A 22,303-nucleotide genomic window follows, 5' to 3' on the forward strand; every position below is an offset into this window, starting at 1 on the left:
TTGCGGCGCGCCCCTCAATGCATGCCGAGAAACTGCTTGAGTTCGGCGGTCTTCGGATTTGCGAAGACGTTTTCCGGCCGGCCGATTTCGTGAACGCGGCCTTCGTGCATGAAGACGACCCGGCTGCAGACGTCGCGGGCGAACCGCATTTCGTGCGTCACCATCAGCAACGTCATCCCCTCGGCGGCAAGCTCGCGCACGACAGCCAGGACTTCGGCGACGAGTTCCGGATCGAGCGCGGAGGTGATCTCGTCGCAGAGCAGCGCGATCGGCTGCATCGCAAGCGCACGGGCGATCGCGACGCGCTGCTGCTGACCGCCGGAAAGCTCGTCGGGATAGGCGTCGAATTTGTGGCCTAGGCCGACCCGGTCGAGCATCTTGCGGGCGACCGCTGCGGCCTCCGCCTTCGGCGTCTTCTTGACGACGGACTGCGACAGCATGACGTTGCCGCCGGCCGTCAGGTGCGGGAAAAGATTGAACTGCTGGAAGATCATGCCGACCTTCAGGCGCAGCGCCTTCAGGTGCAGTTCGTCGTCCAGAAGCTGGGCTCCGGCCACCGAGATCGAGCCTTGGGTGATGCTCTCAAGGCCGTTGATGCAGCGCAGCAGGGTCGATTTGCCCGAGCCGCTCTTGCCGATGATGGCGATGACTTCGCCCGGATCCACATCCAGGTTGATGCCCTTCAGCACCTCGTTCGTGCCGTAGCTCTTGCGGACTTCAGTGATTTCGATGAGCGACATTGAGCTTCCTTTCGAGGATCTGGCTGCTCTTCGACAGAGGCCAGCAGAGCGCGAAATAGATGAGTGCGACGAGCCCGTAGACGGTGAAGGGCTGGAAGGTGGCGTTGGTGACGACGGTGCCTGCCTTCGACAGCTCGACGAAGCCGATGATCGAGGTGAGCGCCGTTCCCTTGACGACCTGGACGGAGAAGCCGACCGTCGGTGGCACGGCGACCCTCAGGGCCTGCGGCAGGATCACGTAGCGCATCTGCTGAAGCCGGCCCATGCCGAGGCTGGCGGAGGCCTCCCACTGGCCTTTTGCGACCGATTCGACGCAACCGCGCCAGATTTCGGCAAGGAAGGCGGCGGTCCAGAGGATCAGCGCCAGGCCGGCGGCAAGCCAGGCCGGGACATTGATACCGAACAGGCCGAGGCCGAAGAAGGCGATGAAGAGCTGCATCAGGAGCGGCGTGCCCTGGAAAAGCTCGATGTAGTATTTTGCAAGCGCCCGCAGCGATTTGCGCTTGCTGATGCGCAGGAGGAGCAGTCCGAGCCCGACCGCGCCGCCGCCGATGAAGGAAATGAGCGAGAGCAGAACTGTCCAGCGGGTGGCGAGCAGCAGGTTGCGCAGGATATCCCAGAGCGTGAACTCGATCATCGGGCAAGCCTCCTCGGGAAGATGAACCCACCGGCCACCGCCAGCACCTGCCTAAGCAGGATCGCCAGCGCCAGGTAGATGGCCGTCGAGACGATGTAGGCCTCGAAGGCGCGGAAGGTTCGCGACTGGATGAAGTTGGCGGCAAAGGTCAGGTCCTCGGCGGCGATCTGCGACACGACGGAGGAGCCGAGCATGACGATCACCACCTGCGAGGAGAGTGCCGGCCAGATGCGCTGCAGCGAGGGCACCAGAACGACGTGGCGGAAGGTTTCGAACGGCGTCATGGCGAGACTGGCGCCCGCCTCGAACTGCCCCTTTGGCGTCGCCTGGATGCCGGCGCGGATGATTTCGCAGCTATAGGCACCGAGATTGACGACCATGGCGAGATTGGCGGCCGTCAGCTCGGAAAGCTGCAGACCCAGCGACGGCAGGCCAAAGAAGATGAAAAAAAGCTGGATCAGGAATGGCGTATTGCGGATAAGCTCGACGTAACCCGCGACCACAGGCTTCAGCCACGCCGGACCGAGCGCGCGCACCCAGGCACAGAAGGTGCCGAGCGAGATGCCGAGCACACCGCCGATCGCGACAAGCTCCAGGGTGATCACTATGCCCTTGACGACCTGCGGATAATACTGAAGCAGCCAACCGAATTCGAAATGGTAGCTCAAAACACGTCCCCTCTTTGAATACCGACGGCGAGTAGTCACCCCGCGGCGGCGGGGTGACCATGCTGGACCGGCTTTTAGAGGTCTTTCGGGAGATCGGTGCCGAGCCACTTCTGGGCAATGGCGTTCAGCGAACCGTCGGTCTTGGCGGCGGCGATGATGCTGTTCACCTTTTCGAGAAGCGCAGGCTGTTCCTTGCTGAGGCCGATATAGCAGGGCGAGTTCTTAATGAGGAACTTCAGTTCGGGACGCTTCGGCGGGTTCTTGGCAAGGATGGCGGCGGCAACGACATTGCCGGTCGCAACAGCCTCGACCTGGCCGGAGAGGAAGGCGGAGATCGTGCCGTTGTTGTCCTCGTAGCGCTTGATCGTGACATCGGCAGACGCAATCTTCGTCAGCTCGAGGTCTTCGACGGCGCCGCGGGTGACACCGACCGTCTTGCCGGCCAGATCTTCCACCTTGGCGACGGAAAGATCGCCTGGCGCGAATACGCCGTTGAAGAAGGGCGCATAGGCGGTCGAGAAATCGATCACCTTTTCGCGGTCCGGATTCTTGCCGAGGCTGGAAATAACCAGATCGACCTTGTTCGTCTGCAGGTATGGAATGCGGTTGGCACTTGTGACTGGCACTAGTTCGGTTTTGACGCCGAGCTTTTCGGCAATCAGATTGGCCATGTCGATGTCATAGCCCATCGGCGCCATGTCAGTACCGACGCTGCCGAAAGGCGGGAAATCCTGCGGGACGGCGACACGCAGCGTACCGCGCGCGGTGATGTCGGCCAGCGCATCGGCGTGGGATGCGGAGCCGAAGCCGACGGCGGCGGCGAGCGTTGCTATTGCAAAGAATGTTCTTCTCGTCAGCATGTGTTCATTTCTCCTTTGAAGTTGCGGTTTTTCGTATGCCGGATGATTGGGAAGGCACGGTCCTGGGAGGGAGGGACAGGGAACTGCGCAGTTCCGAGAGAGGGTCCGGACGCGTCGTGAGGTCCAGGCCCGTTTCCACCTCGTCCAGATGTTCGACGGAGAGCTCGGCGGCCCTGACGAAATCGCTGGCTGCCATGGCCTCGAAGATGCGGCAGTGCCCCTCATGGGATTGCACTGCATGAAATTCCGACTGATAGAGCATCGAAATGAGGATCGTGCGGGCAGTGAGATCGCGCAGGATGTCGACAAGGATCGGGTTGCCGCCGAGTTCGGCAATGCGGATGTGGAAATCGCCCATGAGGCAGGTGAGACGCTGGCGATCCCCAACGGCCATCGCAGCCTTTTCCTCGTCGAGATGCGCGGTGAGAACCTTGCGGCCTTCGTCCGTCAGCGCCCGCATGCCGCGCAGCAGGCCGGATTCGATGGCGCGCCTCGCCTGGTAGACGGTCATCGCCTCCTCGGCGGACGGCTCGACGACGAACCAGCCCCGGCGCGGGCTTACAGTGACGATGCCGCGCGTTTCCAGCCGCATCATCGCCTCGCGCACGCGGGTTCGCGAAACGCCGAACACGGCTGCAAGCTGGTTCTCGCTCAGCCGCGTACCGGGTCTGATCCGGGCGGAAAGAATGCCCGAAATGATGGCCTCTTCGATGGTGTTCTGCGCGGTCTCAGCTGTATGGCTATCTTGCATACAAGACGGGTAAGCAAGCGATATGCCAATTTCAGAAATGCTTCATCTACAAGGGTTTGCCTGCCCGCCGCGGAAGAAAGTGGCAGCAGTGATGACTATTTAAGCAGTTTTGTGCCCTGAATAATTTGGGAGCGCCGCTATCAACGGCAAAGCGTGAAAAGATAGGCGGCTAGCCGATCTCCAGCAGGAGCGGCCGATGATCCGACACTTCCGGTTCCGCGACCACATCGAATCTCGCAACCGCAACGTCAGGCGTCACCAGCATGTAGTCCGCAAAGCGCCCGTCTTTCGCGTAGTGCGATGTCCTCGTATCCGTGAAGCCGCGGGAGGTGACGAGATCGGTGAGGCCGAGCCTGCCGAGCGCATCGAACATGACGCTTCCGGGTAGCACGTTGAAGTCGCCGCAGACGACGAGGCGCTCGCCCTTACGCCAGATCTGCCGGATCAAACTGACGAGTGCATCGGCCTGTCCCCGGCGCGCGGGCGTATCGCCCTTGCCGGCCATGTCACGCAGGCCATGCAGTTGGGCGATTGTCACCGGATGGCTGGCCTTATAGTCGAACAGGCGGATGGCATGGGCGTTGCGGGCGCGCGGATGCGGACCATAGCTGTCTGCAAAGAACTCGCCATGCACGAAATCCATGGCATGGCCGATGACCGCAACCGACCTGCGCACGAACGTCGCCAGCCCAAACTCCGAAGGCACGCTGCTCCCGCCATCGAAGAGCTCGCCTTTCGCCGTCGGCGCGAAGAAGGCGTCATGCTCCGGAAGAACCGCCTTGATCTCCTCGAAGAGGTTGGCGCGCTGGGGCAGGATGTGGCTGCCGTCGCGATATTCCAGCCAGTCGCTTTTGACAGTGACGGAGCGGGTGATCTCCTGCAGGCAGAGCACGTCCGCCTCGATGGTTCCGAGATAGTCGATCAGCGGCTGATGCAGCTTGCCGCCCCAAGTATTGAGCGAAATGATGCGCAATGTCGCCTCCCCGGATTTCGCCCTACCGTTTCTTGAAGGGCGCCATGGCCATGCGCGCCAGTTCGTCGGCACGCTCGTTTTCCAGATGGCCGGCATGGCCCTTGATCCAGTGGAGCGTCACCTTGTGCTTGTTGCGCGCTTCCTCCAGCGCCTGCCACAGGTCGGCATTCTTCACCGGCTTCTTGTCCGCGGTCTTCCAGCCATTTTTCTTCCAGCCGAAAATCCACTTGGAAATACCGTCCTTGACGTAGGCGCTGTCTGTATAGAGATCGACCTCGCAGGGCGTCTTCAGCGCCGAAAGCGCCGAGATCGCGGCCATCAGCTCCATGCGGTTGTTGGTCGTTTCCGCCTCGCCGCCGGAAAGTTCCTTTTCGATGTCGCCGTAACGCAGGATCGCGCCCCATCCGCCGGGACCGGGATTGCCCGAGCAAGCGCCGTCGGTAAAAATTTCGACGTGCTTCATGCCGAAAGCCCGTATTCGGCCGCCGATGCGACTTGCCGGTGGAAGCGCAGCTTGCGCAGATATTCGAGCGGATCCTTCTTGGTGACCATCGCGCCCTCCGGCGTGGTCAGCCAGTCATAGAGGCGGGTCAGGAAGAAGCGAAGCGCGGAGCCGCGGGCGAGCACGGGAAGTGCTGCGAGCTCTGCAGCGCTGAGAGGGCGGATGCTCTGATAACCTTCCAGCATGGCAGTGCCCTTGGTGATGTTATAGGCGCCGTCCTTTTCGAAGCACCAGGCGTTCAGGATGATCGAGACGTCGTAGGCGAGCAGATCGTTGCAGGCGAAATAGAAATCGATCAGGCCGGATAGTTCGTCGCCAAGGAAGAAGACGTTGTCAGGAAAGAGATCGGCATGAATGATGCCTGCCGGAAGATCCTTCGGCCAGTGGGCCGACAGGAAATCGATCTCCCCGCGAATTTCGGCGGACAAGCCTTTTTCGACCTCGTCGGCGCGCGCCTCAGATTTGTCCCAGAGCAGCTTCCAACCCTCCAGCGACAGCGCGTTCGGCCGCTTCAGCTCGAAACTTTCGCCGGCAAGATGCATCTGTGCCAGAGCCTTGCCGACCTCGCGGCAATGTTTCGCATCGGGCTTTCTCAGCCACATGCCTTCGAGGAAGGATATCAGCGCCGCGGGACGATCCGAAAGCGTGCCGAGGAGCGCGCCGTCCCTGCGCGGCAGCGGCAGCGGGCAGGATACGCCGCGGGCGGCAAGATGCTGCATCAGGCCGAGGAAGAACGGTAGGTCGGATTTTTCGACACGCTTTTCATAAAGCGTCAGGATCAGCGGCTTTTTGGTGGTGTGCAGCAGGAAGTTGGAGTTCTCGACGCCTTCCGCGATCCCCTTGTAGGAAAGCAGAGTGCCGGCGTCATACTCCGTCAAAAACCACTTCAAATCATCTTCTGAAATATCGGTATAGACGGCCAAGGCGGACTCTCACATTAAATTTTGTTCTACGGCGGTTTGGGCTCGGAGTATGCGGCACCCCCTCTAATCCCCGTTCACAAAGGCCATGTCGGCCGTCGTCAGCTCGATATTACGCAGTTCCCGGTTCACGAGGAAATGCTCGTTTTCCTGCACGGTCTCCGCAAGCTCGACCTTGGCACTAAAGCGCGACCGGAAGGCCTCGATGATCTCGTTGACGATCACTTCCGGTGCCGAAGCGCCAGCAGAAAGACCGAGCGTCGAAATCGGGCCGATCTCTTTCCAATTGAGTTCAGCAGCGCGCTGCACGAGGATCGATTTCTTTGCCCCTGACCTCAGCGCGACTTCGACGAGGCGCTTGGAGTTGGACGAATTTGGCGCGCCGACAATGATGAAGAGGTCGCAGCCGGGTGCGGCCTGCTTGACGACTTCCTGACGGTTGGTCGTGGCATAGCAGATCGAATCGGCCGCGGGTGCAGTCAGGTTCGGGAAACGCTGCTCCAGTCGCGCAATCACGCCGGCCGTGTCATCGACCGAGAGAGTCGTCTGGGTGACGTAGCCCAGATTGTCGGGATCGGCGGGCTGATACGCATCGGCATCTTCGACGGTTTCGATCAGCGAGACGGAACCTTCGGGAAGCTGGCCCATCGTGCCGATGACTTCCGGATGACCGGCATGGCCGATCAGCACGACATGGCGTCCGAGACGGTTATGCCGCATCGCCTGCTTGTGGACCTTGGAAACCAGCGGACAGGTGGCATCGAGATAGAAAAGATTCCGCGCGTTCGCATCTTCCGGAACCGACTTCGGAACGCCGTGCGCAGAAAAGACGACCGGCTGGGCGCGGTGCTCTTCCGGGATCTCGTCGAGTTCCTCGACGAAGACCGCACCCTTCGCTTCCAGTCCCTCGACGACGTAGCGGTTGTGCACGATCTCGTGGCGGACATAGACCGGCGCGCCGTAGGATTTCAGCGCCAGCACGACGATCTGGATGGCGCGGTCGACGCCGGCGCAGAAGCCGCGCGGACCGCAAAGCCTGATCGTCAAAGGAGGTTTCGCTGCTATGTTCATGTCGCTCCTTTAAGGCTGCCCTCATTCCTGTGCTTGTCACAGGAATCCGGTGCGCCCAAGGCCTTGGGCGCGAAACACTCATTCACGGGCCAGACGCGCCGTGGCTGGATTCCTGTGACAAGCACAGGAATGAGGGAAAATTGAGCTTCGTGCAGCACCACGGAAGAGACAGTCCTACGTTTACGACTTGAGCGACCTCTAGCCCAAGTTAGAAAAGAATTGAAGCGATACTATTGCGAAGTCCTGCCGCGGCCGCGGAACCACGAGATCACAACGATCACGACCAGCACCGCCGCCAGGCCATACCAAGTAAAGGCGTATTGCAGGTGGTTGTTCGGCAGGTCGACTTCGGTGACGCCGCCGATCGGCAGGCCGTTCGGGTTGGGCGTCGAATCGGCATCGACGAAGAACGGCACGACGCTCGCCTTGTCGAGGCCGGTGCTTGTCGCCATGACGTCGAGGTCCTTCCAGTAGAAGATGTTCTTGGCGACATCGTTTTCCGGCACCACCCAGGAAGGCTTTCCGGGCAGCTTGTTGCGCGCCAGGCCGGTGACGGTCTGCTCGCCGGTCAGTTGGCCCTGCATGCGTTTTTCTGGCTCCTTGTTTTCAAAAGGAACGAAGCCGCGGTTGACGAAGAGATAACGTGCGCCGGCAACCTCAAGCGGCGTGTAGACGTAATAGCCGGTCCGGCCGTGCCAGGTGGCGAAGAAATGGCGCTCCTTGTCGTTCACATAGCGGCCGGTTGCCGTGACGGGGCGATATTCGATATCCGCGCCCGAGGCGAGCATCCGCTCGATATCGGCGAGCGGTACCGGAGCCGATGCGCGGCGTTCCGCGATGTCGGCGATCAGGCTCTCCTTCCAATACAGGCGTTCCACCTGCCAGGTACCGAGCGAAATGAGGATGGCGAGCGCGATCAGCACGGCAATGCCGGTGAAGACCGGCAGGCTGCGGCGTGCGGCGGCGATCTCGATGTCAGTCACTGGAGATGCGTCCTTCGCGGGCATTATGGCGGAACTGCATGGCGATCAGGATTCCCTTGCACCAACGAAGCGCCACCAGCGAAAGCATGATCGTCAGCGGAGCGAACAGCAGAATGTGCAGCCAGATTGGCGGCGAATAGTTCACCTCCAGCCAGAGCACAGAGCCGATGACGATGACGCCGACGATGAGAATGACGAAGACGGCAGGGCCATCGCCCGAATCGGCAAAGGAATAATCGAGGCCGCAGGCAGCACAGCGCGGTTTCAGCGAGAGCAGGCCGTCAAACAATTTTCCCTGTCCGCAGCGCGGGCAGCAGCCCCGCACGCCGGTCTTTACGGGATCCACTGGGGGGAAATGTGCACTGTCTTCGCTCATCGTCTTCCTTTCGGCCGGGGTCATTTCCGGTCGTGCCTTAACTCTCCCATAAAGTATCCGCAGGACGAATGGAAATAGCTGCGCGATTTCGCCTAAGTGATTCGCGCCAACAGAAGAAGAAAACGGATGAGCAATGATAGCCCTGCCGGCCAGATCGTGATCCTGAACGGCGCGCCGCGCAGCGGCAAGACGACGATCGCGAGAACCATTCAGCAACAGTTCGAAGGACCGTGGATGAACCTCGGCGTCGATGCTTACAATGCCGCGACGCCGGCACGCTACCTGCCGGGCATCGGACTTCGCCCCGGCGGCGAGCGACCCGACCTTGAAGAATTGGTGCCGTTCTTATACGCGGCGCTCTACGAATCCATAGCCATCCATGCCGGGCTTGGGCTCAATGTCGTCGCCGATCTCGGCCATCACGACGCCTATTCGCGGCCGCTCGGAATTCTTACGGATTGCGCCCGGCGGCTTGAAGGCTTCCCGGTTCTCTTCATCGGCGTGCTCTGCCCGCTCGACGTCATCATGAAGCGCCGCGACATCGATGAGCCGGGACGCCAGCATCTTTATGCAAGAGGTAGCGACGAGGTTCCGGTTCCGGATGCCGTGCGGCGCTGGCAGGAAGAAGTGCACCGGCCGGGCATCTACGACCTCGAGGTCGATACGTCGGTGCTGACGCCATACGAATGTGCCGAGGCGATCCGGCAGCAACTCGATCTCGGCATTCCGGAGCCATCGGCCTTCGAGCGGATCGCTGCTGCAAGGTAGTCCATAGAAAAAGGCGGGCATCGGTTGGCGCCCGCCTTGTTTTGATTTTCTTTGCGTTTTGTCAGCCGGCGACAGGTGCGCCCCAACCGCCCCAGACATAGATGGAGAAGAACAGAAACAGCCAGACGACGTCAACGAAGTGCCAGTACCAGGCGGCCGCTTCGAAGCCGAAGTGCTGCTTCGGCGTAAAGTCGCCGCGGATTGCGCGGATGAGGCAGACTGCCAGGAAAATCGTACCGATCAGCACATGGAAACCGTGGAAGCCGGTCGCCATGAAGAAGGTCGCGCCGTAGATCGAGTTCTTGAAGTCGAACGGAGCGTGGGCATATTCGTAGCCCTGGACGCTGGAGAACAGGATGCCGAGAAGGACGGTGAGCGTCAGACCCTGCACCAACCCCTTGCGGTCGTTATGCAAGAGCGCATGGTGCGCCCAGGTGACCGTCGTGCCGGACAAAAGCAGGATTACGGTGTTGTAGATCGGCAGGTGCCAAGGATCGAGAACCTCGACGCCTTTCGGCGGCCACTGGCCACCTGTATATGCAAGGCGCGACGCCTGGATCGCTTCATTCGCAAAGAGGCTCGCGTCGAAATAGGCCCAGAACCAGGCAAGGAAGAACATCACTTCCGAAGCGATGAACATGATCATGCCGTAGCGCAGGTGCAGCGAGACGACGCGGGTATGGGCGCCCTCATGGGCCTCCTTCACCGTATCGGACCACCAGCCGTACATGACGTAGAGGATCAGCGCGAGGCCGATATAGAACAGCCAGGGCTGGGCCCATTCGATGCCGAAGAGATGCAGCGAACCGCCATTCAGGTAGCGCATATAGCCGACGCCGCCGAAAGTGACGATAAAGGCGCCAAGCGACGCCAGAATCGGCCACGGGCTTGGGTCGATGATGTGGTAGTCGTGATTTTTCTGATGCGCATCGGCCATGTCAGATCCCCGGATGTCTTCCTTCGCTTCGCCTCCGGCATAGCCGGAAACGATCCTCAATCAAAGTTTCTTTTCAACCTTCTGCGCCCCACCCTCGTTCGAAGCCACGGGCTTCGGTCCCTCTTTCGGGTAGAACGTATATGACAGCGTAATCGTGTGGATGTCTTTCGACTCGACGGCCTTTGTAATATCCGGATCGATATAGAACACCACTGGCATTTCAAGCTTCTCGCCCGGCTTCAGGTCCGTTTCGTTGAAGCAGAAGCACTGGATCTTGTTGAAATAGGCGCCCGCCTCGCCCGGCGTCACGTTGAAGACCGCCTGTCCGCGTTGCGTCTCGTTCGACTTGTTTTCCGCGACGAAATTGACCTGAATGGTCTCGCCGATGCGCGGATTGACCTCGCGCTGCACCGGCTTGAAGTCCCAGTACAGGCCCGACGCCACATTAGCGTCGAAGGTGACGCGCATTTTCCGGTCGAGGATGACGCTTGACGCCTGCTCGACGCGCTGCGTCGTGCCGTTATAGCCGGTCATCTGGCAGAAGATGCGGTAGAGCGGAACCGCGGCATAGCTCATCGCCGTCATGCCGACAACGAAGCTCAGGCACATGAAGACGACGGCGCCGTTGTTGCGGCCCTGCTTCTTCGGTGCGTTTGCGGTGTCGCTCATCGGTTCAACCTCCGTGCCCGGTGAACTTCACGATGGTGATGGCGTAAAAGAGCACGCAGAGGCCCGCAAGCGCGAGGCCGAGGGCGACGTTCCGGTTGCGGCGCGACTTGCGCTGCGCGTCCGTGAGCTTGACGGTTTCCATCAGAACAAACCTCCTGCACGGGAGACCAGCATGGAAGCGAGCCGGTCTATCAACAGGGCAGAAAAGATGGCGAAGAGATAAAAGATCGAGAAAGCAAAGAGCTTCTTCGCCGGGATCATCTTGAGATCGCCATCCGGCATACGCCAGACGGCGATGGAACAGTATATGAAGACCGCGCCGAGCGCCGCTGCGACGAGGCCGTATCCGACGCTCGCAAAGCCGAGGAAGGACGGAACCACGCCGCACATGGCCGTCAATACGGCATAGGCGACGATCTGGTGTTTGGTAACGCGCTCGCCGGAGACGTTCGGCAGCATCGGCACACCGACGGCCTCATAATCGCGCATCTTGAACAGGGCAAGCGCCCAGAAATGCGCCGGCGTCCAGAGGAAGATGATGAGAAACAGGACGGTGCTTTCGATCGTCACCGAATTCGTCACGCAGGCCCAGCCGATCATCGGCGGGAAGGCGCCGGCGGCACCGCCGATGACGATGTTCTGCGGCGTCGAGCGCTTCAGCCACATCGTGTAGATGACGACGTAGAAGAAGATCGTGAAGGCGAGGATCGAGGCGGAGAGCCAGTTGACGGCAAGGCCGAGGATGACCACCGAAAAACAGGAGAGGATCAGGCCGAAGGCCAGTGCTTCCTTCGGCGTGATGCGGCCTGCCGGAATTGGCCGGCGGGCGGTGCGGGTCATGATGGCGTCGATATCGGCATCGTACCACATGTTGAGCGCACCCGAGGCGCCTGCGCCGATCGCTATGCAGAGGATCGAAATCAGGCCGAGGACGGGATTGATGTGGCCGGGTGCCAGCACCAAGCCGGCAAAAGCCGTGAAGACCACGAGCGACATCACGCGCGGCTTCAGAAGCTCGAAATAATCGCGCGCACTGGCTTCCGACAGGAGATGTTCGCCGTCGTTCACAAGTACCTCGTGATTGTTTATGACCCTCATTCTTCCGTCCTGCATTCTTCAAGGCCGGACGCCGCATTTTGCAAGCGGCGCCCGGAATATCAGCATCTTACTTGATGCGCGGGAGCTGTTCCCACTGGTGATACGGCGGCGGCGAAGGCAGCTGCCATTCGAGCGTCGTGGCACCTTCGCCCCACGGATTGTCGCCGGCGAGGCGCTTCCTGGCGAAGGCTTCGAAGACGCCAAAGAGGAAGATCAGTACGCCGAAAGCAGAGATGTAGGAGCCGATCGAGGAAACATAGTTCCAGCCGGCAAATGCATCCGGATAGTCGATGTAGCGGCGCGGCATACCGGCAAGTCCGAGGAAGTGCTGCGGGAAAAACACCAGGTTGACGCCGATGAACATGATCCAGAAGTGTAGCTTGCCGACGAGCTCGTTGTACATGTAGCCGGTCATCTTCGGGAACCAGTAGTACCAGCCGGCGAAGATCGCGAAGACGGCGCCTAGCGACAGAACATAGTGGAAGTGAGCCACGACGTAATAGGTGTCATGCAGCGAGCGGTCGAGACCGGCATTTGCCAGCTGGACGCCGGTAACGCCACCGACCGTGAACAGAAAGATGAAGCCGATCGCCCAGATCATCGGCGTGCTGAAGGTGATCGAGCCGCCCCACATCGTCGCGATCCAGGAGAAGATCTTCACGCCCGTCGGAACGGCGATGACCATCGTTGCGAAGACGAAGTAGCGCTGCGCATCGAGCGACAGGCCGACCGTGTACATGTGGTGAGCCCAGACGACGAAGCCGACGGCACCGATCGCGACCATGGCGTAGGCCATGCCGAGGTAGCCGAAGACCGGCTTGCGCGAGAAAGTCGAGATGATGTGGCTGACCATACCGAAGCCCGGCAGGATCAGGATGTAGACTTCCGGGTGACCGAAGAACCAGAACAGATGCTGGTAGAGGATCGGATCGCCGCCGCCTTCCGGTGCAAAGAAGGCCGTGCCGAAGTTGCGGTCGGTAAGCAGCATCGTGATGCCGCCTGCCAGAACCGGCAGCGACAGCAAGAGCAGGAAGGCGGTGATCAGGACGGACCAGGCAAAGAGCGGCATCTTGTGCAGCGTCATGCCCGGCGCGCGCATGTTCAGGATCGTGGTGATGAAGTTGATTGCACCCAGGATCGACGAAGCGCCGGCCACATGCAACGCGAAGATCGCCAGATCAACCGCGGGGCCTGGTGTGCCGGAGGTGGCAAGCGGCGGATACATCGTCCAGCCGCCGCCCGCGCCGTATGCGCCTGCCGGTCCCTCGACGAACATTGACAGGACGAGCAGCAGGAAGGCCGGAACGATCAGCCAGAAGGAGATGTTATTCAGGCGCGGGAATGCCATATCCGGTGCGCCGATCATGATCGGCACCATCCAGTTGGCAAAACCGCCGATCATTGCGGGCATGACCATGAAGAAGATCATGATCAGCGCGTGCGCGGTCGTGAACATGTTGAACATCTGCTTGGCGCCGTCGATGGCAGCATCGCCTTCGTAGCCGTAAACCATGGAAGCCAGGCCGTGGAAGATCTGGATGCCCGGCTCCTGCAACTCCATGCGCATAGCAACGGAGAGCGCGCCGCCGATGATGCCGGCGACAATCGCGAAGATCAGGTAGAGCGTGCCGATGTCCTTGTGGTTCGTCGAGAAGAACCAGCGATTGACGAAGCTCGGCTTGTGCGAGTGGTCGTGATGATCGTCATGCGCGTGGGCGTCATGCGAGTGATCATGAGAATGATCGTGAGCGGAAGGTCCAGCCATTGTCCCGAGCCCCTTCTATTACTGAACGTTTTCGGCGACGTCGACGGTCTTTGCCTGACCGTCGGTGGCAGCCATGAGAGCCTTGTAGGCTCCGGGAAGATCAGAAGCAGCAGCCGTCAGCCACTGCTTGTACTTGTCTTCGGAGACGACGCGGATCGCGATCGGCATGTACGCATGGTCCTTGCCGCAAAGCTCGGAACACTGGCCATAGAACAGGCCTTCGCGCTCCGTCTTGAACCAGGTTTCGTTCAAACGCCCGGGAACGGCGTCGATCTTGATGCCGAAGGACGGCATGGCGAAGGCGTGAATGACGTCGGTCGGCGCGGCGGTCACGAGAACTCGGACCGTCTTGTTGACCGGCAGCACGACTTCGTTGTCGACGGCAAGCAGGCGCGGATAGGTGGCGAGGTCGACCTTGCCGGCAGCCGCGCGATCCGGATCCTTGAGCAGATAGGAATCGAACGTGAGAGGCGTCTCGCCCGTGCCCGCGTATTCATAATTCCACTGCCACTGGGTGGCCGTCGCCTTCAACGTGACATCCGGGTTTTCCGGCAGGGTGAGCTGCGCCGTCAAAAGGTTGAACGACGGAACAGCGAGGAGGAGGAGAATGAGAACTGGCCCGACGGTCCAGATGACTTCGATGATCGTGTTATGGCTCGTCTTCGATGGCACCGGATTTGCGCTGGCGCGGAACTTGAAACAGACGACGATCAGCAGCACGAGAACGAAAAGCGTGATCGGAACGATGAACCACAGCGTATATTGTTCGAACCAGCTGATTTCCCGCATGATCTGCGTCGCCGCCGGCTGCAGCGTTGCCTGCCACGGCAGCGGCTGATCGGCAAAACTGCCGGAAGCAAAAAGCAGACAGACCAGCGCGGTCAGTGCTGCATAAGCCTTCTTCATCACTTTAGTATCTCCCTCGAGCGCTTGATCTGCCACAAATCGAACGCAGAATCCTTGCCATCTTCAGCGCTTCAAACCACAGTTTGCCATCTACCGCAACAGGCCAGAGCGATTGTCTATGCGGCATTTTTGCCCAAAGTCAAATTCCGCAGCCAGGGCAAAACATTGCTGAAGATTTTCATGGTCATACGAAAAAGGCCGGCCGGGGCCAATACGCCATTTCGACATTCTCGGCGAAAGGTCCTATTTCTGCCGTAGTCCCCCGGTTTTGACGGGGCGGGGCTTTTCATTTCCGGTGGCGGCCTCCAACAATAGCGGCACTGATTCGAATTCCAGAGGTTTCCATGGGTTTCCGTTCCCTCGCGCGGTCGCTTATTCTGACCACCAGCATCGCAGCCGCGGCGACAATCCCCGTATTTGCCCAGCAGCAGCCTGCACCGAAGCCGCCCGCGCAACAACCGGCACCGGCCCAGCAACCGGCACCAGCCCAGCCGGCTCCGCCGCAGCAGGCAGCGCCCGGACAAAGCCAGCCGCAGGCTCCCGGAACCGTGAAGTCGAACCACGGCGCCTGGTCCGTCGTCTGCGACAAGCCAGCCGGAGCTTCCGCCGAGCAATGCGCGCTGATGCAGAACGTTATTGCTGAAGACCGGCCGGAAGTCGGCCTCTCGGTCGTCGTGCTGAAGACCGCCGACCGCAAGTCGAAGATCCTCCGCGTTCTGGCGCCGCTCGGCGTGCTGCTGCCGAACGGCCTCGGCCTCAATGTCGACGGCAAGGACATCGGCCGCGCCTATTTCGTGCGCTGCTTTGCCGACGGCTGCTACGCCGAAGTCGTGCTCGAGGACGAACTGCTGAAGACATTCCGCAGCGGCACCAGCGCCACTTTCATCGTCTTTCAGACACCGGAAGAAGGCATCGGCATTCCCGTCGACCTCAAGGGCTTTGCCGAAGGCTACGACGCCCTGCCCTGATAAGGGCTTGCTCGAACAGCCCTGCGGACCTACATCCGGCTTGGAAGCGTTTCTGCTTCGAAGCGGAGAATATGATCATGAATACCGACCTGCTGACGCTGTTCGATGCCGACGAAGCCACAATGCGCAAACATGTTGCCGAGGCGCTTTCCGGCTCCGATGACGGCGAGCTGTTCATCGAGCATGCGCAGGCAGAATCGCTGATGTTCGACAACGGCCGCCTCAAGGGCGGCAGCTTCAACACCGAGCAGGGTTTCGGCCTTCGCGCGGTTGCCGGCGAGGCCGTCGGCTACGCCCATGCGGGCGATCTTTCGGTCGCGGCGCTGAAGCGCGCGGCTGAGGCTGTCGGCGCGGTCACGAAAGGCTATTGCGGAAGCTATGCCGCCGCACCCCAACGCACGAACAAGAAATTCTACGGCGACGAGAACCCGATCGGCTCGCCGACCTTCGAAGAGAAGGTCAAGGTGCTGACCGATATCGACGCCTATCTGCGCGGCAAGGACGACAAGGTGCGCCAGGTGACGGCATCGGTCGCTGCGAGCTGGCAGGTTGTCGATATCCTTCGTGCCGACGGCCATCGCGTTCGCGATATCCGCCCGATGACGCGCATCAACATCTCCGTCATCGTCGGCGAAGGCGACCGGCAGGAGTCCGGCTCCTATGGCAGCGGCGGGCGCGTTGGCTTCGGCGATTTCATTGCCGAGGGAAGCTGGCGGTACGGCGCAGACGAGGCGCTGCGCCAGGCGCTCGTCAATCTCGAGGCGATCGAAGCCCCGGCGGGCACGATGGATGTCGTGCTCGGCTCCGGCTGGCCAGGCGTCATGCTGCACGAAGCAGTCGGCCACGGTCTCGAAGGGGATTTCAACCGCAAGAAAACGTCTGCCTTCGCCGGGCTGCTTGGCCAAATGGTCGCCGCACCAGGCGTGACCGTCGTCGACGACGGCACGATCGACAGCCGCCGCGGCTCGATCACAATCGATGACGAGGGTACGCCGTCCGGCTACAATGTACTCATCGAGAACGGCAAGCTCGTCGGCTACATGCAGGACCGGCAGAACGCCCGACTGATGGGCATGCAGCCGACCGGCAACGGGCGCCGCCAGGGCTATTCCCATGTGCCGATGCCGCGCATGACCAATACCTACATGCTCGGCGGCGACAGGACGCCGGAAGAGATCATCGCCTCGGTCAAAAAGGGCGTCTATGCCGTCTCCTTCGGCGGCGGCCAGGTGGACATCACGTCCGGCAAGTTCGTCTTCGGCTGCACCGAAGCGTACCTGATCGAAAACGGCAGGATCGGTGCACCGATCAAGGGCGCGATGCTGATCGGCAACGGCCCAGATGCCATGAAGCGCGTCTCGATGATCGGCAACGACATGAAGCTCGACACCGGCATCGGCAATTGCGGCAAGGCCGGACAATGGGTTCCGGTCGGCGTCGGACAGCCGCACCTGCGCATGGACCAGGTGACTGTCGGCGGCACGAAGGCCTAACGATCGGGAGGTGGCGATGAGCGAGATCGAGATCAGACCCTTCGCCGCCCCTGATATCGATGGCGTGTTTTCGGTCATTCTGCCGATCCAGCGTGACGAATTCGGCTTCGCGATCACCGCTGACGACCAGCCGGACCTGCAGGTCATCCCGGATTTCTACCAGTCCGGCAAAGGCCAGTTCTGGGTCGCGGAACGTAACGGCGTCATCGTTGGCACAGTCGGCCTCAAGGACATCGGCAACAACCGGGCAGCGCTCCGCAAGATGTTCGTCGCCGCACCGGTGCGCGGCCCCGGGCATGGCGTTGCCGCAAAGCTGCTCGACACGCTCCTTGCCCATGCCAAAGCGCACGGCATCCGAGACATCTTCCTCGGCACGACCGACAGGTTCCTGGCCGCGCATCGCTTCTACGAGAAGAACGGCTTCACCGAGATCAAGCGCGGCGACCTCCCCCGCTCCTTCCCGTTGATGGCCGTGGACAACAAGTTCTACCGGCGGGCTGTGGGTTAGGTTCGCTCCTTTTCAAGGCGGGCGACCGCGGAAAGCCGCGAGTTAGGGCCTGAACCGCCACTTCCGTTCGATCGCCGGATCGAGATCGATGTGGTTGTGGCGGGCAAAGAGCAGGATGTGGCCGAGCATGTCGGCCGTTTCGTCGGCGAGGTCTTGCTTCAGTTCGTCCGGCGTCTTGCCTTTCGGGCGCCCTCTGCCGCTCACGCGGTTCCAGGCCTGCGTGAGTTCGCCCATTTCTTCCTGCAGCTTCAGGAGATACCAGTCCGGATCCCGCTCAATGCCATTCACTTCGGCGTAACGGCGGGAAGAGGATTCGAATTTTTCGGCGAGATCGGAAAGCATCGACGTTCTCCTTTTGTATCCAAACAGGAGAATGCCGATTCGTCCGGATTGTCCAGCGAATGGCGTTCGGAACTTAGCCTTGATTGGCGAGCAGCACGCAGTCGTAGGAGCGCTTCTTGAGGGCTTCGCAGGCGGTGGTGGCGGCCTTTTCGGTGGCGAAACCGACGAAGCGGGCGCGGTAGATGGCGTTGGCGCCAGTGCCGAAGGCTTCGGTATAGGGAGTTGCGGACTTCAGTGCCGCGCCGCCTTCGGCCTTTGCCTGGGCAAGCAGGGCACGGGCGGCATCGGCGCTCGGAGCGGCGGAAATCTGGATCTGCCAGCCTTGGGCCGACTGCTGCGGCTTGCCGGCGTTGACCATTTCCTCGAGTGCTGCCGGACGCTCCAGGGGAACGGCTGCGGTGTCGGAATAACCGAGCGCGAAAGGAACATTGCCGGCTTCGACTTCGCTCTTCGTCGTGACGCCCGGAAGCGAGACGTCCGTACCGGCGGCGGCGGATGCAATCTCGACCGGTTGCTTCGCGCCGGCGCTTGCAAGCAGCCTGCCACCGCTGGAGGCGCGGCCGAGATACTTGTCGAGAAGGGCTTCCATCTGAGCGTCGCGGCTGCGGGCCGTGCGACCGCCGAGGACGACGCCAACGACGCGGCGGTTGCCGTCGCGCACGGCGCTCACGAGATTGAAGCCGGAGGCGTTGGTGTAGCCCGTCTTGATGCCGTCCATGCCCTGGTAGCGAACCATCAGGTTGTTATGGCCGCGGATGGTCTTGCCGCGGAAGGTGAAGGCCGTCATCGAGAAGAGACGGTATTCGCTCGGATAGTGCTTGAGCAGCGCAACGCCGAGCGTCGACATGTCGCGCGCCGTCGTCACCTGCCGTGCATCCGGCAGACCGGAGGCGTTGTAGAAGGCGGTGCGGTTCATGCCGAGCTGGCGGGCCTTCTGCGTCATGATGCGGGCGAAGTTGCTTTCGGAGCCCGCGAGCTTTTCGCCGACCGCGGCGGCGGCATCATTCGCGGACTTGACGATCATGCCATAGACGGCTTCGCGAATTGTAATCGTCCCGCCCGCCTTCACGCCGAGCTTGGTCGGCGGGCGGCTGGCCGCGTATTTCGACATGACGATCGGCGTGTCCCAGGTAATCTTGCCGCGCTTCAATGCCTCGAAGGTGATGTAGAGCGTCATCATCTTGGTGAGCGAGGCCGGATGGTTCAGCACATCGCCGTTCTCGGAAGCGAGAACCTTGCCCGTTCGGGCGTCAAGGATGAGGGAGGCGTTGCCGGCGATCGCCGCGAGGGGTGCCGAAACCGCAAACATCACGGCTAAAAATGCGGCCACCAACCTTTTCATGAAATCCCCTCAATCAAAATGCCGCACCGGCGAAGTCAGATGTGTGTCCCGTTCTGCGACAGAAGCCGCTAATCTGGCGCGACTTTGAGGCAACGGACACCAATTTTTTGAGTTTTCTTTGCTCCTGGTGAACGGAACGTAAAGATTTCACTCGGAAATGCAACGTTCAACAACGCTTAACACCATAATTGATAGGCTCGCCCGTCTTCAGGGAGGCGGTATGCACAGGCTGTGGAAAAATCGCGCGAAACGGATCGCCATCACCGGCGGGCTCGAGGCCGCTCATCTTGTCGCGGCTCTCCGGCTGATGCGCAACGCGCGCGGACGCGGCGCGATCTTTACCCTGCATCATGTCAGGCCGCACGAGCCGCATGCCTTCGAGCCGAACAGACACCTGGAAATCACCCCCGAGTTTCTCGATGTGGCGCTGACGCGGCTTGCCCATGACGGTTACAGGTTCGTCGCGTTGGACGAGATTCCGGCATTGCTTTCCGGACCGGCCGGCGACCAGCCCTTTGCAGCGTTTACGCTGGACGACGGCTACCGCAACAACCTCGTTCACGCCTATCCGATCTTCGAGAAGCACGAGGCGCCCTTTACGGTGTTCGTGACAAAGGGCCTCACGGAGCGCACCCACACGATCTGGTGGGAGACGCTTGCCGCCATCCTGCGGAAGGCGGAACAAGTCCGTTTCGATTTCGGCGCAGGCGAAGAGACGATCACGCTTGGCACACTGGCCGATCAGCATGCGGCATTCTCGCGATTTGCAGCGCATGTCCACCAAACCGACGAGGCCTCAACGGTTGCGAAGATCGATGCGCTCGCCCGTCACCGTGAGATCGATCCGGCCGAACTCGTCGACGATCTCGTGATGGGTGCGGCGGAACTCAATCTTCTCGACGCAAGCCCCCTCGCCTCCATCGGCGCCCATACGGTCAGCCATCGCGCGCTTGCGCGGCTTCCAGAATCCCAAGCGCGGGAGGATATGGCGCTTTCTGCCGATCACGTAGAGGCGATCACCGGCAAACGGCCAGAAGCCTTCGCCTTCCCTTATGGCACGCCCGAGGCCGCAACCTATCGCGAGGCGAAAATCGCGGCCGAACTCGGGTTCAAGGTCGCGGTGACGACACGGCCGGGCATCATGCGTCCGGACCTGCCCGGCGGCACGGCCTATCTGCCGCGGCTCTCGCTCAACGGGTTTTACCAGAGGCCGCGTTATGTCTCGGCGCTCGCCTCCGGCATCCCGCTGAAGCTGATGGGCCGATAAGCCCGTTACGGATACATCCTGACCTTTTCCCAATCGCCTTCCGCCGTTGTGCGGCGGAACTCGATGCGGTCGTGCAGGCGGAAGTTCTGGTCCTTCCAGAATTCGATCGAGACTGGCTTGATGCGGAAACCGGACCAGTAGGGCGGCCGCGGTATTTCGCCGATGGCATAACGCGCCGTATATTCGGCAACGGCTTTTTCCAGCGCGAAACGGCTTTCCAGCGGGCGGGATTGCTTGGACGCCCAGGCGCCGATGCGGCTACCGCGTGCGCGGGTCTTGAAATACGCGTCGGCTTCCTCGTCGGTCACGATTTCCACAGGACCGCGAACGCGCACTTGCCGGCGCAGCGTTTTCCAATGAAAACACAGGGCTGCTTTTTTCTGTCCCAAGATTTCGCGGCCTTTCTGACTTTCAAAATTGGTGTAGAAGACGAATCCGTCGCTATCGAATCCCTTCAGGAGAACCATGCGGACATTGGGAAGGCCATCTTCATCGACCGTTGCAAGTGCTACCGCATTCGGATCGTTTATCTCGGAACCCTCGGCATCTTTCAGCCATTCCGCGAATAGCTTGAACGGCTCGTCGCGCTCGGTGAAGTCACTGCTTGTTAACTCATTTGCCGACATATTATCTCAAATGCCCCGGGTTTATTGGTTTAATGCCCAGCTTTTCACGACTGGACAGGACGCAGGGTGAAAGTCATAGCAAAGTCAAATCGCCATACAAAGGGCCGGCTGTGCCGTTGTACCATGTTGTTCGTCATCGGAGCGGCGATGCTGCCGCTTTCCGGCTGCATGACGGGCGGATTTGACTTCTTGAGCGATTCCAAGGTGGACCGTTCAGTCGCCACCGGTACCGTGCCGCAGGCGCCGCCGAGCACCGATACTCTTTCCGACGAAATGACGGTCCGCAACGCGGTCACCTCCGCCGACATCCAGAGGATGGCCGGTCAGCCACTGCCTTGGGCGAACTCCTCCACCGGCAGCGCCGGCGTCATCGACACGATCGTCGAGAATAACGACCAGGGCCAGGTCTGCCGCCAATTCCGCACGACACGGCACTCCTATGCGGGCGTTGCCAAATTCTACGGCAAGACTTGCCTCGTGGGCGGCGGCAACTGGCAGCTGCTGAGCTTCCAGCCGGAAGGCTGATCCGCTTCAAAACTTAACATCTTCCCGCCCTGACGGGGATTTTCAGGGGCGGCTTTAGGCCGCCCTTTCGAGTCCTCGGCTCCCGCCGGAAGTCTCCGACGCCGCCGATGGCCGTGTTCCAGCCAGGAGGATGTTGACCGCCGCGTTGACGTCGGCGTGGTCTGCGTGTCCGCAGGAGAGGCAGAGGAACTTCGCTTGGTTTTCGCGGTTTGCCTTGTCCCTCGACCCACACTTTGAGCAGGTCACGGACGTGTATCGCGGATCGACCTTGACGACGGTTCCGCCGAGGAAGGCAAGCTTGTCAGTCAGCAACAGCTCGAAGCGGTACCACGCCGCCGCGAGGATCGAGCGATTGAGGCCAGCCTTCCGGGCGACGTTCTTGCCCGGCTCTTCGACGGTCCCTTTCGCCGAGGCGCTCATGTTCCTGATCTTCAGGTCCTCGAGGACGGCCGCCCCGAAGCGCTTCGCGATGCGCGTCGTCGTCACGTGTTGCCAGTGCAGCCGTTGGCGCGCCGCCTTCGCCGCGTCATGCGGCGGCGCGCCTTTGGACATTGTCCGGCAGTATGTCGAGACCCAAGGTCGCGCGCTTCCGATGATTAATCGCCGCC

General features: G+C 61.1%; 27 protein-coding genes. 6 read left to right on the plus strand and 21 right to left on the minus strand.

Annotated features, from left to right (window positions below; translation table 11 throughout):
• Nucleotides 1-14: 14 nt before the first annotated feature.
• The 11 genes from BN1800_RS12605 to BN1800_RS12655 all read right to left on the minus strand — a co-directional run bounded on the left by BN1800_RS12605 (nt 15) and on the right by BN1800_RS12655 (nt 8,481).
• Complete coding sequence (locus BN1800_RS12605; protein ID WP_027507702.1) at nt 15-740, minus strand: amino acid ABC transporter ATP-binding protein; 726 nt, start codon at nt 738-740, stop codon at nt 15-17.
• A complete protein-coding gene (locus BN1800_RS12610; RefSeq protein ID WP_027507703.1) occupies nt 718-1,377 on the minus strand; it encodes an amino acid ABC transporter permease in 660 nt (219 codons plus the stop codon). The genes BN1800_RS12605 and BN1800_RS12610 overlap by 23 nt, the downstream gene beginning before the upstream one ends.
• On the minus strand, nt 1,374-2,045 hold the full coding sequence (locus tag BN1800_RS12615; RefSeq protein ID WP_027507704.1) for an amino acid ABC transporter permease: 672 nt from the start codon (nt 2,043-2,045) through the stop codon (nt 1,374-1,376). The genes BN1800_RS12610 and BN1800_RS12615 overlap by 4 nt, the downstream gene beginning before the upstream one ends.
• Nucleotides 2,046-2,119: 74 nt before the next feature.
• On the minus strand, nt 2,120-2,905 hold the full coding sequence (locus BN1800_RS12620; RefSeq protein ID WP_027507825.1) for a transporter substrate-binding domain-containing protein: 786 nt from the start codon (nt 2,903-2,905) through the stop codon (nt 2,120-2,122).
• Nucleotides 2,906-2,909: 4 nt separating this feature from the next.
• Nucleotides 2,910-3,656, minus strand: a complete 747-nt coding sequence (locus tag BN1800_RS12625; protein ID WP_086997908.1) for a GntR family transcriptional regulator — start codon at nt 3,654-3,656, stop codon at nt 2,910-2,912.
• 169 nt (nt 3,657-3,825) lie between these two features.
• Nucleotides 3,826-4,629 (minus strand): endonuclease/exonuclease/phosphatase family protein, encoded by an 804-nt coding sequence (locus tag BN1800_RS12630; RefSeq protein WP_086997911.1) that lies wholly within the window; start codon nt 4,627-4,629, stop codon nt 3,826-3,828.
• 22 nt (nt 4,630-4,651) lie between these two features.
• Nucleotides 4,652-5,092 carry a ribonuclease HI gene (gene rnhA, locus BN1800_RS12635; protein ID WP_086997914.1) on the minus strand — a complete coding sequence of 147 codons (441 nt, stop codon included), beginning with the start codon at nt 5,090-5,092 and terminating at the stop codon, nt 4,652-4,654.
• Nucleotides 5,089-6,054: a homoserine kinase gene (locus BN1800_RS12640; RefSeq protein ID WP_086997918.1), complete on the minus strand. Its 966-nt coding sequence runs from the start codon at nt 6,052-6,054 to the stop codon at nt 5,089-5,091. Before BN1800_RS12640 ends, rnhA begins: the two co-directional genes overlap by 4 nt.
• A 63-nt stretch (nt 6,055-6,117) precedes the next feature.
• Entirely contained in the window at nt 6,118-7,122 is a 1,005-nt protein-coding gene (gene ispH, locus BN1800_RS12645) for a 4-hydroxy-3-methylbut-2-enyl diphosphate reductase (protein WP_086997922.1), read from the minus strand.
• 230 nt (nt 7,123-7,352) lie between these two features.
• The gene (locus tag BN1800_RS12650; RefSeq protein ID WP_179213785.1) at nt 7,353-8,105 is read right to left on the minus strand and encodes an SURF1 family protein; all 753 of its coding nucleotides are present in this window, start codon (nt 8,103-8,105) and stop codon (nt 7,353-7,355) included.
• On the minus strand, nt 8,098-8,481 hold the full coding sequence (locus BN1800_RS12655; RefSeq protein ID WP_027507710.1) for a DUF983 domain-containing protein: 384 nt from the start codon (nt 8,479-8,481) through the stop codon (nt 8,098-8,100). The genes BN1800_RS12650 and BN1800_RS12655 overlap by 8 nt, the downstream gene beginning before the upstream one ends.
• A gap of 126 nt (nt 8,482-8,607) precedes the next feature.
• Here BN1800_RS12655 and BN1800_RS12660 point away from each other — a divergent pair, with 126 nt between their 5' ends.
• The gene (locus BN1800_RS12660; protein ID WP_086997928.1) at nt 8,608-9,249 is read left to right on the plus strand and encodes a chloramphenicol phosphotransferase CPT family protein; all 642 of its coding nucleotides are present in this window, start codon (nt 8,608-8,610) and stop codon (nt 9,247-9,249) included.
• Between the two features lie 61 nt (nt 9,250-9,310).
• Here the strand turns inward: BN1800_RS12660 and BN1800_RS12665 are convergent, their stop codons facing one another.
• From BN1800_RS12665 to coxB, 6 genes are all read right to left on the minus strand, one after another.
• Entirely contained in the window at nt 9,311-10,186 is an 876-nt protein-coding gene (locus BN1800_RS12665; protein WP_086998108.1) for a cytochrome c oxidase subunit 3, read from the minus strand.
• A gap of 60 nt (nt 10,187-10,246) precedes the next feature.
• A complete protein-coding gene (locus BN1800_RS12670; protein WP_086997930.1) occupies nt 10,247-10,855 on the minus strand; it encodes a cytochrome c oxidase assembly protein in 609 nt (202 codons plus the stop codon).
• Between the two features lie 4 nt (nt 10,856-10,859).
• On the minus strand, nt 10,860-10,997 hold the full coding sequence (locus tag BN1800_RS41375; protein WP_027507714.1) for a hypothetical protein: 138 nt from the start codon (nt 10,995-10,997) through the stop codon (nt 10,860-10,862).
• A complete protein-coding gene (locus BN1800_RS12680) occupies nt 10,997-11,953 on the minus strand; it encodes a heme o synthase (protein WP_086997933.1) in 957 nt (318 codons plus the stop codon). The genes BN1800_RS41375 and BN1800_RS12680 overlap by 1 nt, the downstream gene beginning before the upstream one ends.
• Before the next feature lie 67 nt (nt 11,954-12,020).
• Nucleotides 12,021-13,718: a cytochrome c oxidase subunit I gene (gene ctaD / locus BN1800_RS12685; protein ID WP_086997936.1), complete on the minus strand. Its 1,698-nt coding sequence runs from the start codon at nt 13,716-13,718 to the stop codon at nt 12,021-12,023.
• 18 nt (nt 13,719-13,736) lie between these two features.
• Nucleotides 13,737-14,624: a cytochrome c oxidase subunit II gene (coxB, locus tag BN1800_RS12690; protein WP_086997939.1), complete on the minus strand. Its 888-nt coding sequence runs from the start codon at nt 14,622-14,624 to the stop codon at nt 13,737-13,739.
• Nucleotides 14,625-14,968: 344 nt separating this feature from the next.
• Between coxB and BN1800_RS12695 the strand changes: the two genes are divergently transcribed.
• The 3 genes from BN1800_RS12695 to BN1800_RS12705 all read left to right on the plus strand — a co-directional run bounded on the left by BN1800_RS12695 (nt 14,969) and on the right by BN1800_RS12705 (nt 17,593).
• Nucleotides 14,969-15,592, plus strand: a complete 624-nt coding sequence (locus tag BN1800_RS12695) for an invasion associated locus B family protein (protein WP_086997943.1) — start codon at nt 14,969-14,971, stop codon at nt 15,590-15,592.
• Between the two features lie 77 nt (nt 15,593-15,669).
• On the plus strand, nt 15,670-17,085 hold the full coding sequence (gene tldD, locus BN1800_RS12700) for a metalloprotease TldD (protein WP_086998111.1): 1,416 nt from the start codon (nt 15,670-15,672) through the stop codon (nt 17,083-17,085).
• Nucleotides 17,086-17,101: 16 nt separating this feature from the next.
• Nucleotides 17,102-17,593, plus strand: coding sequence for a GNAT family N-acetyltransferase (locus BN1800_RS12705; protein WP_086997944.1), 492 nt, complete (start codon nt 17,102-17,104; stop codon nt 17,591-17,593).
• A gap of 42 nt (nt 17,594-17,635) precedes the next feature.
• Here BN1800_RS12705 and BN1800_RS12710 read toward each other — a convergent pair whose 3' ends face one another.
• Nucleotides 17,636-17,935 (minus strand): nucleoside triphosphate pyrophosphohydrolase family protein, encoded by a 300-nt coding sequence (locus BN1800_RS12710; RefSeq protein WP_086997947.1) that lies wholly within the window; start codon nt 17,933-17,935, stop codon nt 17,636-17,638.
• Nucleotides 17,936-18,008: 73 nt separating this feature from the next.
• A complete protein-coding gene (locus BN1800_RS12715; RefSeq protein WP_086997950.1) occupies nt 18,009-19,277 on the minus strand; it encodes a D-alanyl-D-alanine carboxypeptidase family protein in 1,269 nt (422 codons plus the stop codon).
• A gap of 220 nt (nt 19,278-19,497) precedes the next feature.
• Here BN1800_RS12715 and BN1800_RS12720 point away from each other — a divergent pair, with 220 nt between their 5' ends.
• Entirely contained in the window at nt 19,498-20,544 is a 1,047-nt protein-coding gene (locus BN1800_RS12720; RefSeq protein ID WP_086997953.1) for a polysaccharide deacetylase family protein, read from the plus strand.
• A 5-nt stretch (nt 20,545-20,549) separates the two neighbouring features.
• Here BN1800_RS12720 and pdxH read toward each other — a convergent pair whose 3' ends face one another.
• The gene (gene pdxH / locus BN1800_RS12725) at nt 20,550-21,170 is read right to left on the minus strand and encodes a pyridoxamine 5'-phosphate oxidase (protein ID WP_027507725.1); all 621 of its coding nucleotides are present in this window, start codon (nt 21,168-21,170) and stop codon (nt 20,550-20,552) included.
• Between the two features lie 66 nt (nt 21,171-21,236).
• Here pdxH and BN1800_RS12730 point away from each other — a divergent pair, with 66 nt between their 5' ends.
• Nucleotides 21,237-21,695: an RT0821/Lpp0805 family surface protein gene (locus BN1800_RS12730; RefSeq protein WP_027507726.1), complete on the plus strand. Its 459-nt coding sequence runs from the start codon at nt 21,237-21,239 to the stop codon at nt 21,693-21,695.
• 54 nt (nt 21,696-21,749) lie between these two features.
• On the opposite strand, the gene BN1800_RS12735 is transcribed toward BN1800_RS12730, so the two are convergent.
• A complete protein-coding gene (locus BN1800_RS12735) occupies nt 21,750-22,247 on the minus strand; it encodes an RNA-guided endonuclease InsQ/TnpB family protein (RefSeq protein ID WP_086997956.1) in 498 nt (165 codons plus the stop codon).
• Nucleotides 22,248-22,303 lie beyond the last annotated feature (56 nt).

Origin of the sequence: Rhizobium sullae, from assembly GCF_900169785.1 — a bacterium.
GTDB classification, from domain to species: Bacteria; Pseudomonadota; Alphaproteobacteria; order Rhizobiales; family Rhizobiaceae; genus Rhizobium; species Rhizobium sullae.

Coding starts and splice junctions, on each gene's coding strand:
- BN1800_RS12710 (WP_086997947.1), bottom strand. CDS start 17,935: ATGCTTTCCGATCTCGCCGAAAAATTCGAATCCTCTTCCCGCCGTTAC.
- BN1800_RS12670 (WP_086997930.1), bottom strand. CDS start 10,855: ATGAGCGACACCGCAAACGCACCGAAGAAGCAGGGCCGCAACAACGGC.
- BN1800_RS12735 (WP_086997956.1), bottom strand. CDS start 22,247: ATGTCCAAAGGCGCGCCGCCGCATGACGCGGCGAAGGCGGCGCGCCAA.
- BN1800_RS12695 (WP_086997943.1), top strand. CDS start 14,969: ATGGGTTTCCGTTCCCTCGCGCGGTCGCTTATTCTGACCACCAGCATC.
- BN1800_RS41375 (WP_027507714.1), bottom strand. CDS start 10,997: ATGGAAACCGTCAAGCTCACGGACGCGCAGCGCAAGTCGCGCCGCAAC.
- BN1800_RS12605 (WP_027507702.1), bottom strand. CDS start 740: ATGTCGCTCATCGAAATCACTGAAGTCCGCAAGAGCTACGGCACGAAC.
- coxB (WP_086997939.1), bottom strand. CDS start 14,624: ATGAAGAAGGCTTATGCAGCACTGACCGCGCTGGTCTGTCTGCTTTTT.
- ispH (WP_086997922.1), bottom strand. CDS start 7,122: ATGAACATAGCAGCGAAACCTCCTTTGACGATCAGGCTTTGCGGTCCG.
- BN1800_RS12680 (WP_086997933.1), bottom strand. CDS start 11,953: ATGAGGGTCATAAACAATCACGAGGTACTTGTGAACGACGGCGAACAT.
- BN1800_RS12655 (WP_027507710.1), bottom strand. CDS start 8,481: ATGAGCGAAGACAGTGCACATTTCCCCCCAGTGGATCCCGTAAAGACC.
- BN1800_RS12625 (WP_086997908.1), bottom strand. CDS start 3,656: ATGCAAGATAGCCATACAGCTGAGACCGCGCAGAACACCATCGAAGAG.
- BN1800_RS12660 (WP_086997928.1), top strand. CDS start 8,608: ATGAGCAATGATAGCCCTGCCGGCCAGATCGTGATCCTGAACGGCGCG.
- BN1800_RS12720 (WP_086997953.1), top strand. CDS start 19,498: ATGCACAGGCTGTGGAAAAATCGCGCGAAACGGATCGCCATCACCGGC.
- BN1800_RS12665 (WP_086998108.1), bottom strand. CDS start 10,186: ATGGCCGATGCGCATCAGAAAAATCACGACTACCACATCATCGACCCA.
- BN1800_RS12705 (WP_086997944.1), top strand. CDS start 17,102: ATGAGCGAGATCGAGATCAGACCCTTCGCCGCCCCTGATATCGATGGC.
- BN1800_RS12715 (WP_086997950.1), bottom strand. CDS start 19,277: ATGAAAAGGTTGGTGGCCGCATTTTTAGCCGTGATGTTTGCGGTTTCG.
- BN1800_RS12610 (WP_027507703.1), bottom strand. CDS start 1,377: ATGATCGAGTTCACGCTCTGGGATATCCTGCGCAACCTGCTGCTCGCC.
- rnhA (WP_086997914.1), bottom strand. CDS start 5,092: ATGAAGCACGTCGAAATTTTTACCGACGGCGCTTGCTCGGGCAATCCC.
- pdxH (WP_027507725.1), bottom strand. CDS start 21,170: ATGTCGGCAAATGAGTTAACAAGCAGTGACTTCACCGAGCGCGACGAG.
- BN1800_RS12620 (WP_027507825.1), bottom strand. CDS start 2,905: ATGCTGACGAGAAGAACATTCTTTGCAATAGCAACGCTCGCCGCCGCC.
- ctaD (WP_086997936.1), bottom strand. CDS start 13,718: ATGGCTGGACCTTCCGCTCACGATCATTCTCATGATCACTCGCATGAC.
- tldD (WP_086998111.1), top strand. CDS start 15,670: ATGAATACCGACCTGCTGACGCTGTTCGATGCCGACGAAGCCACAATG.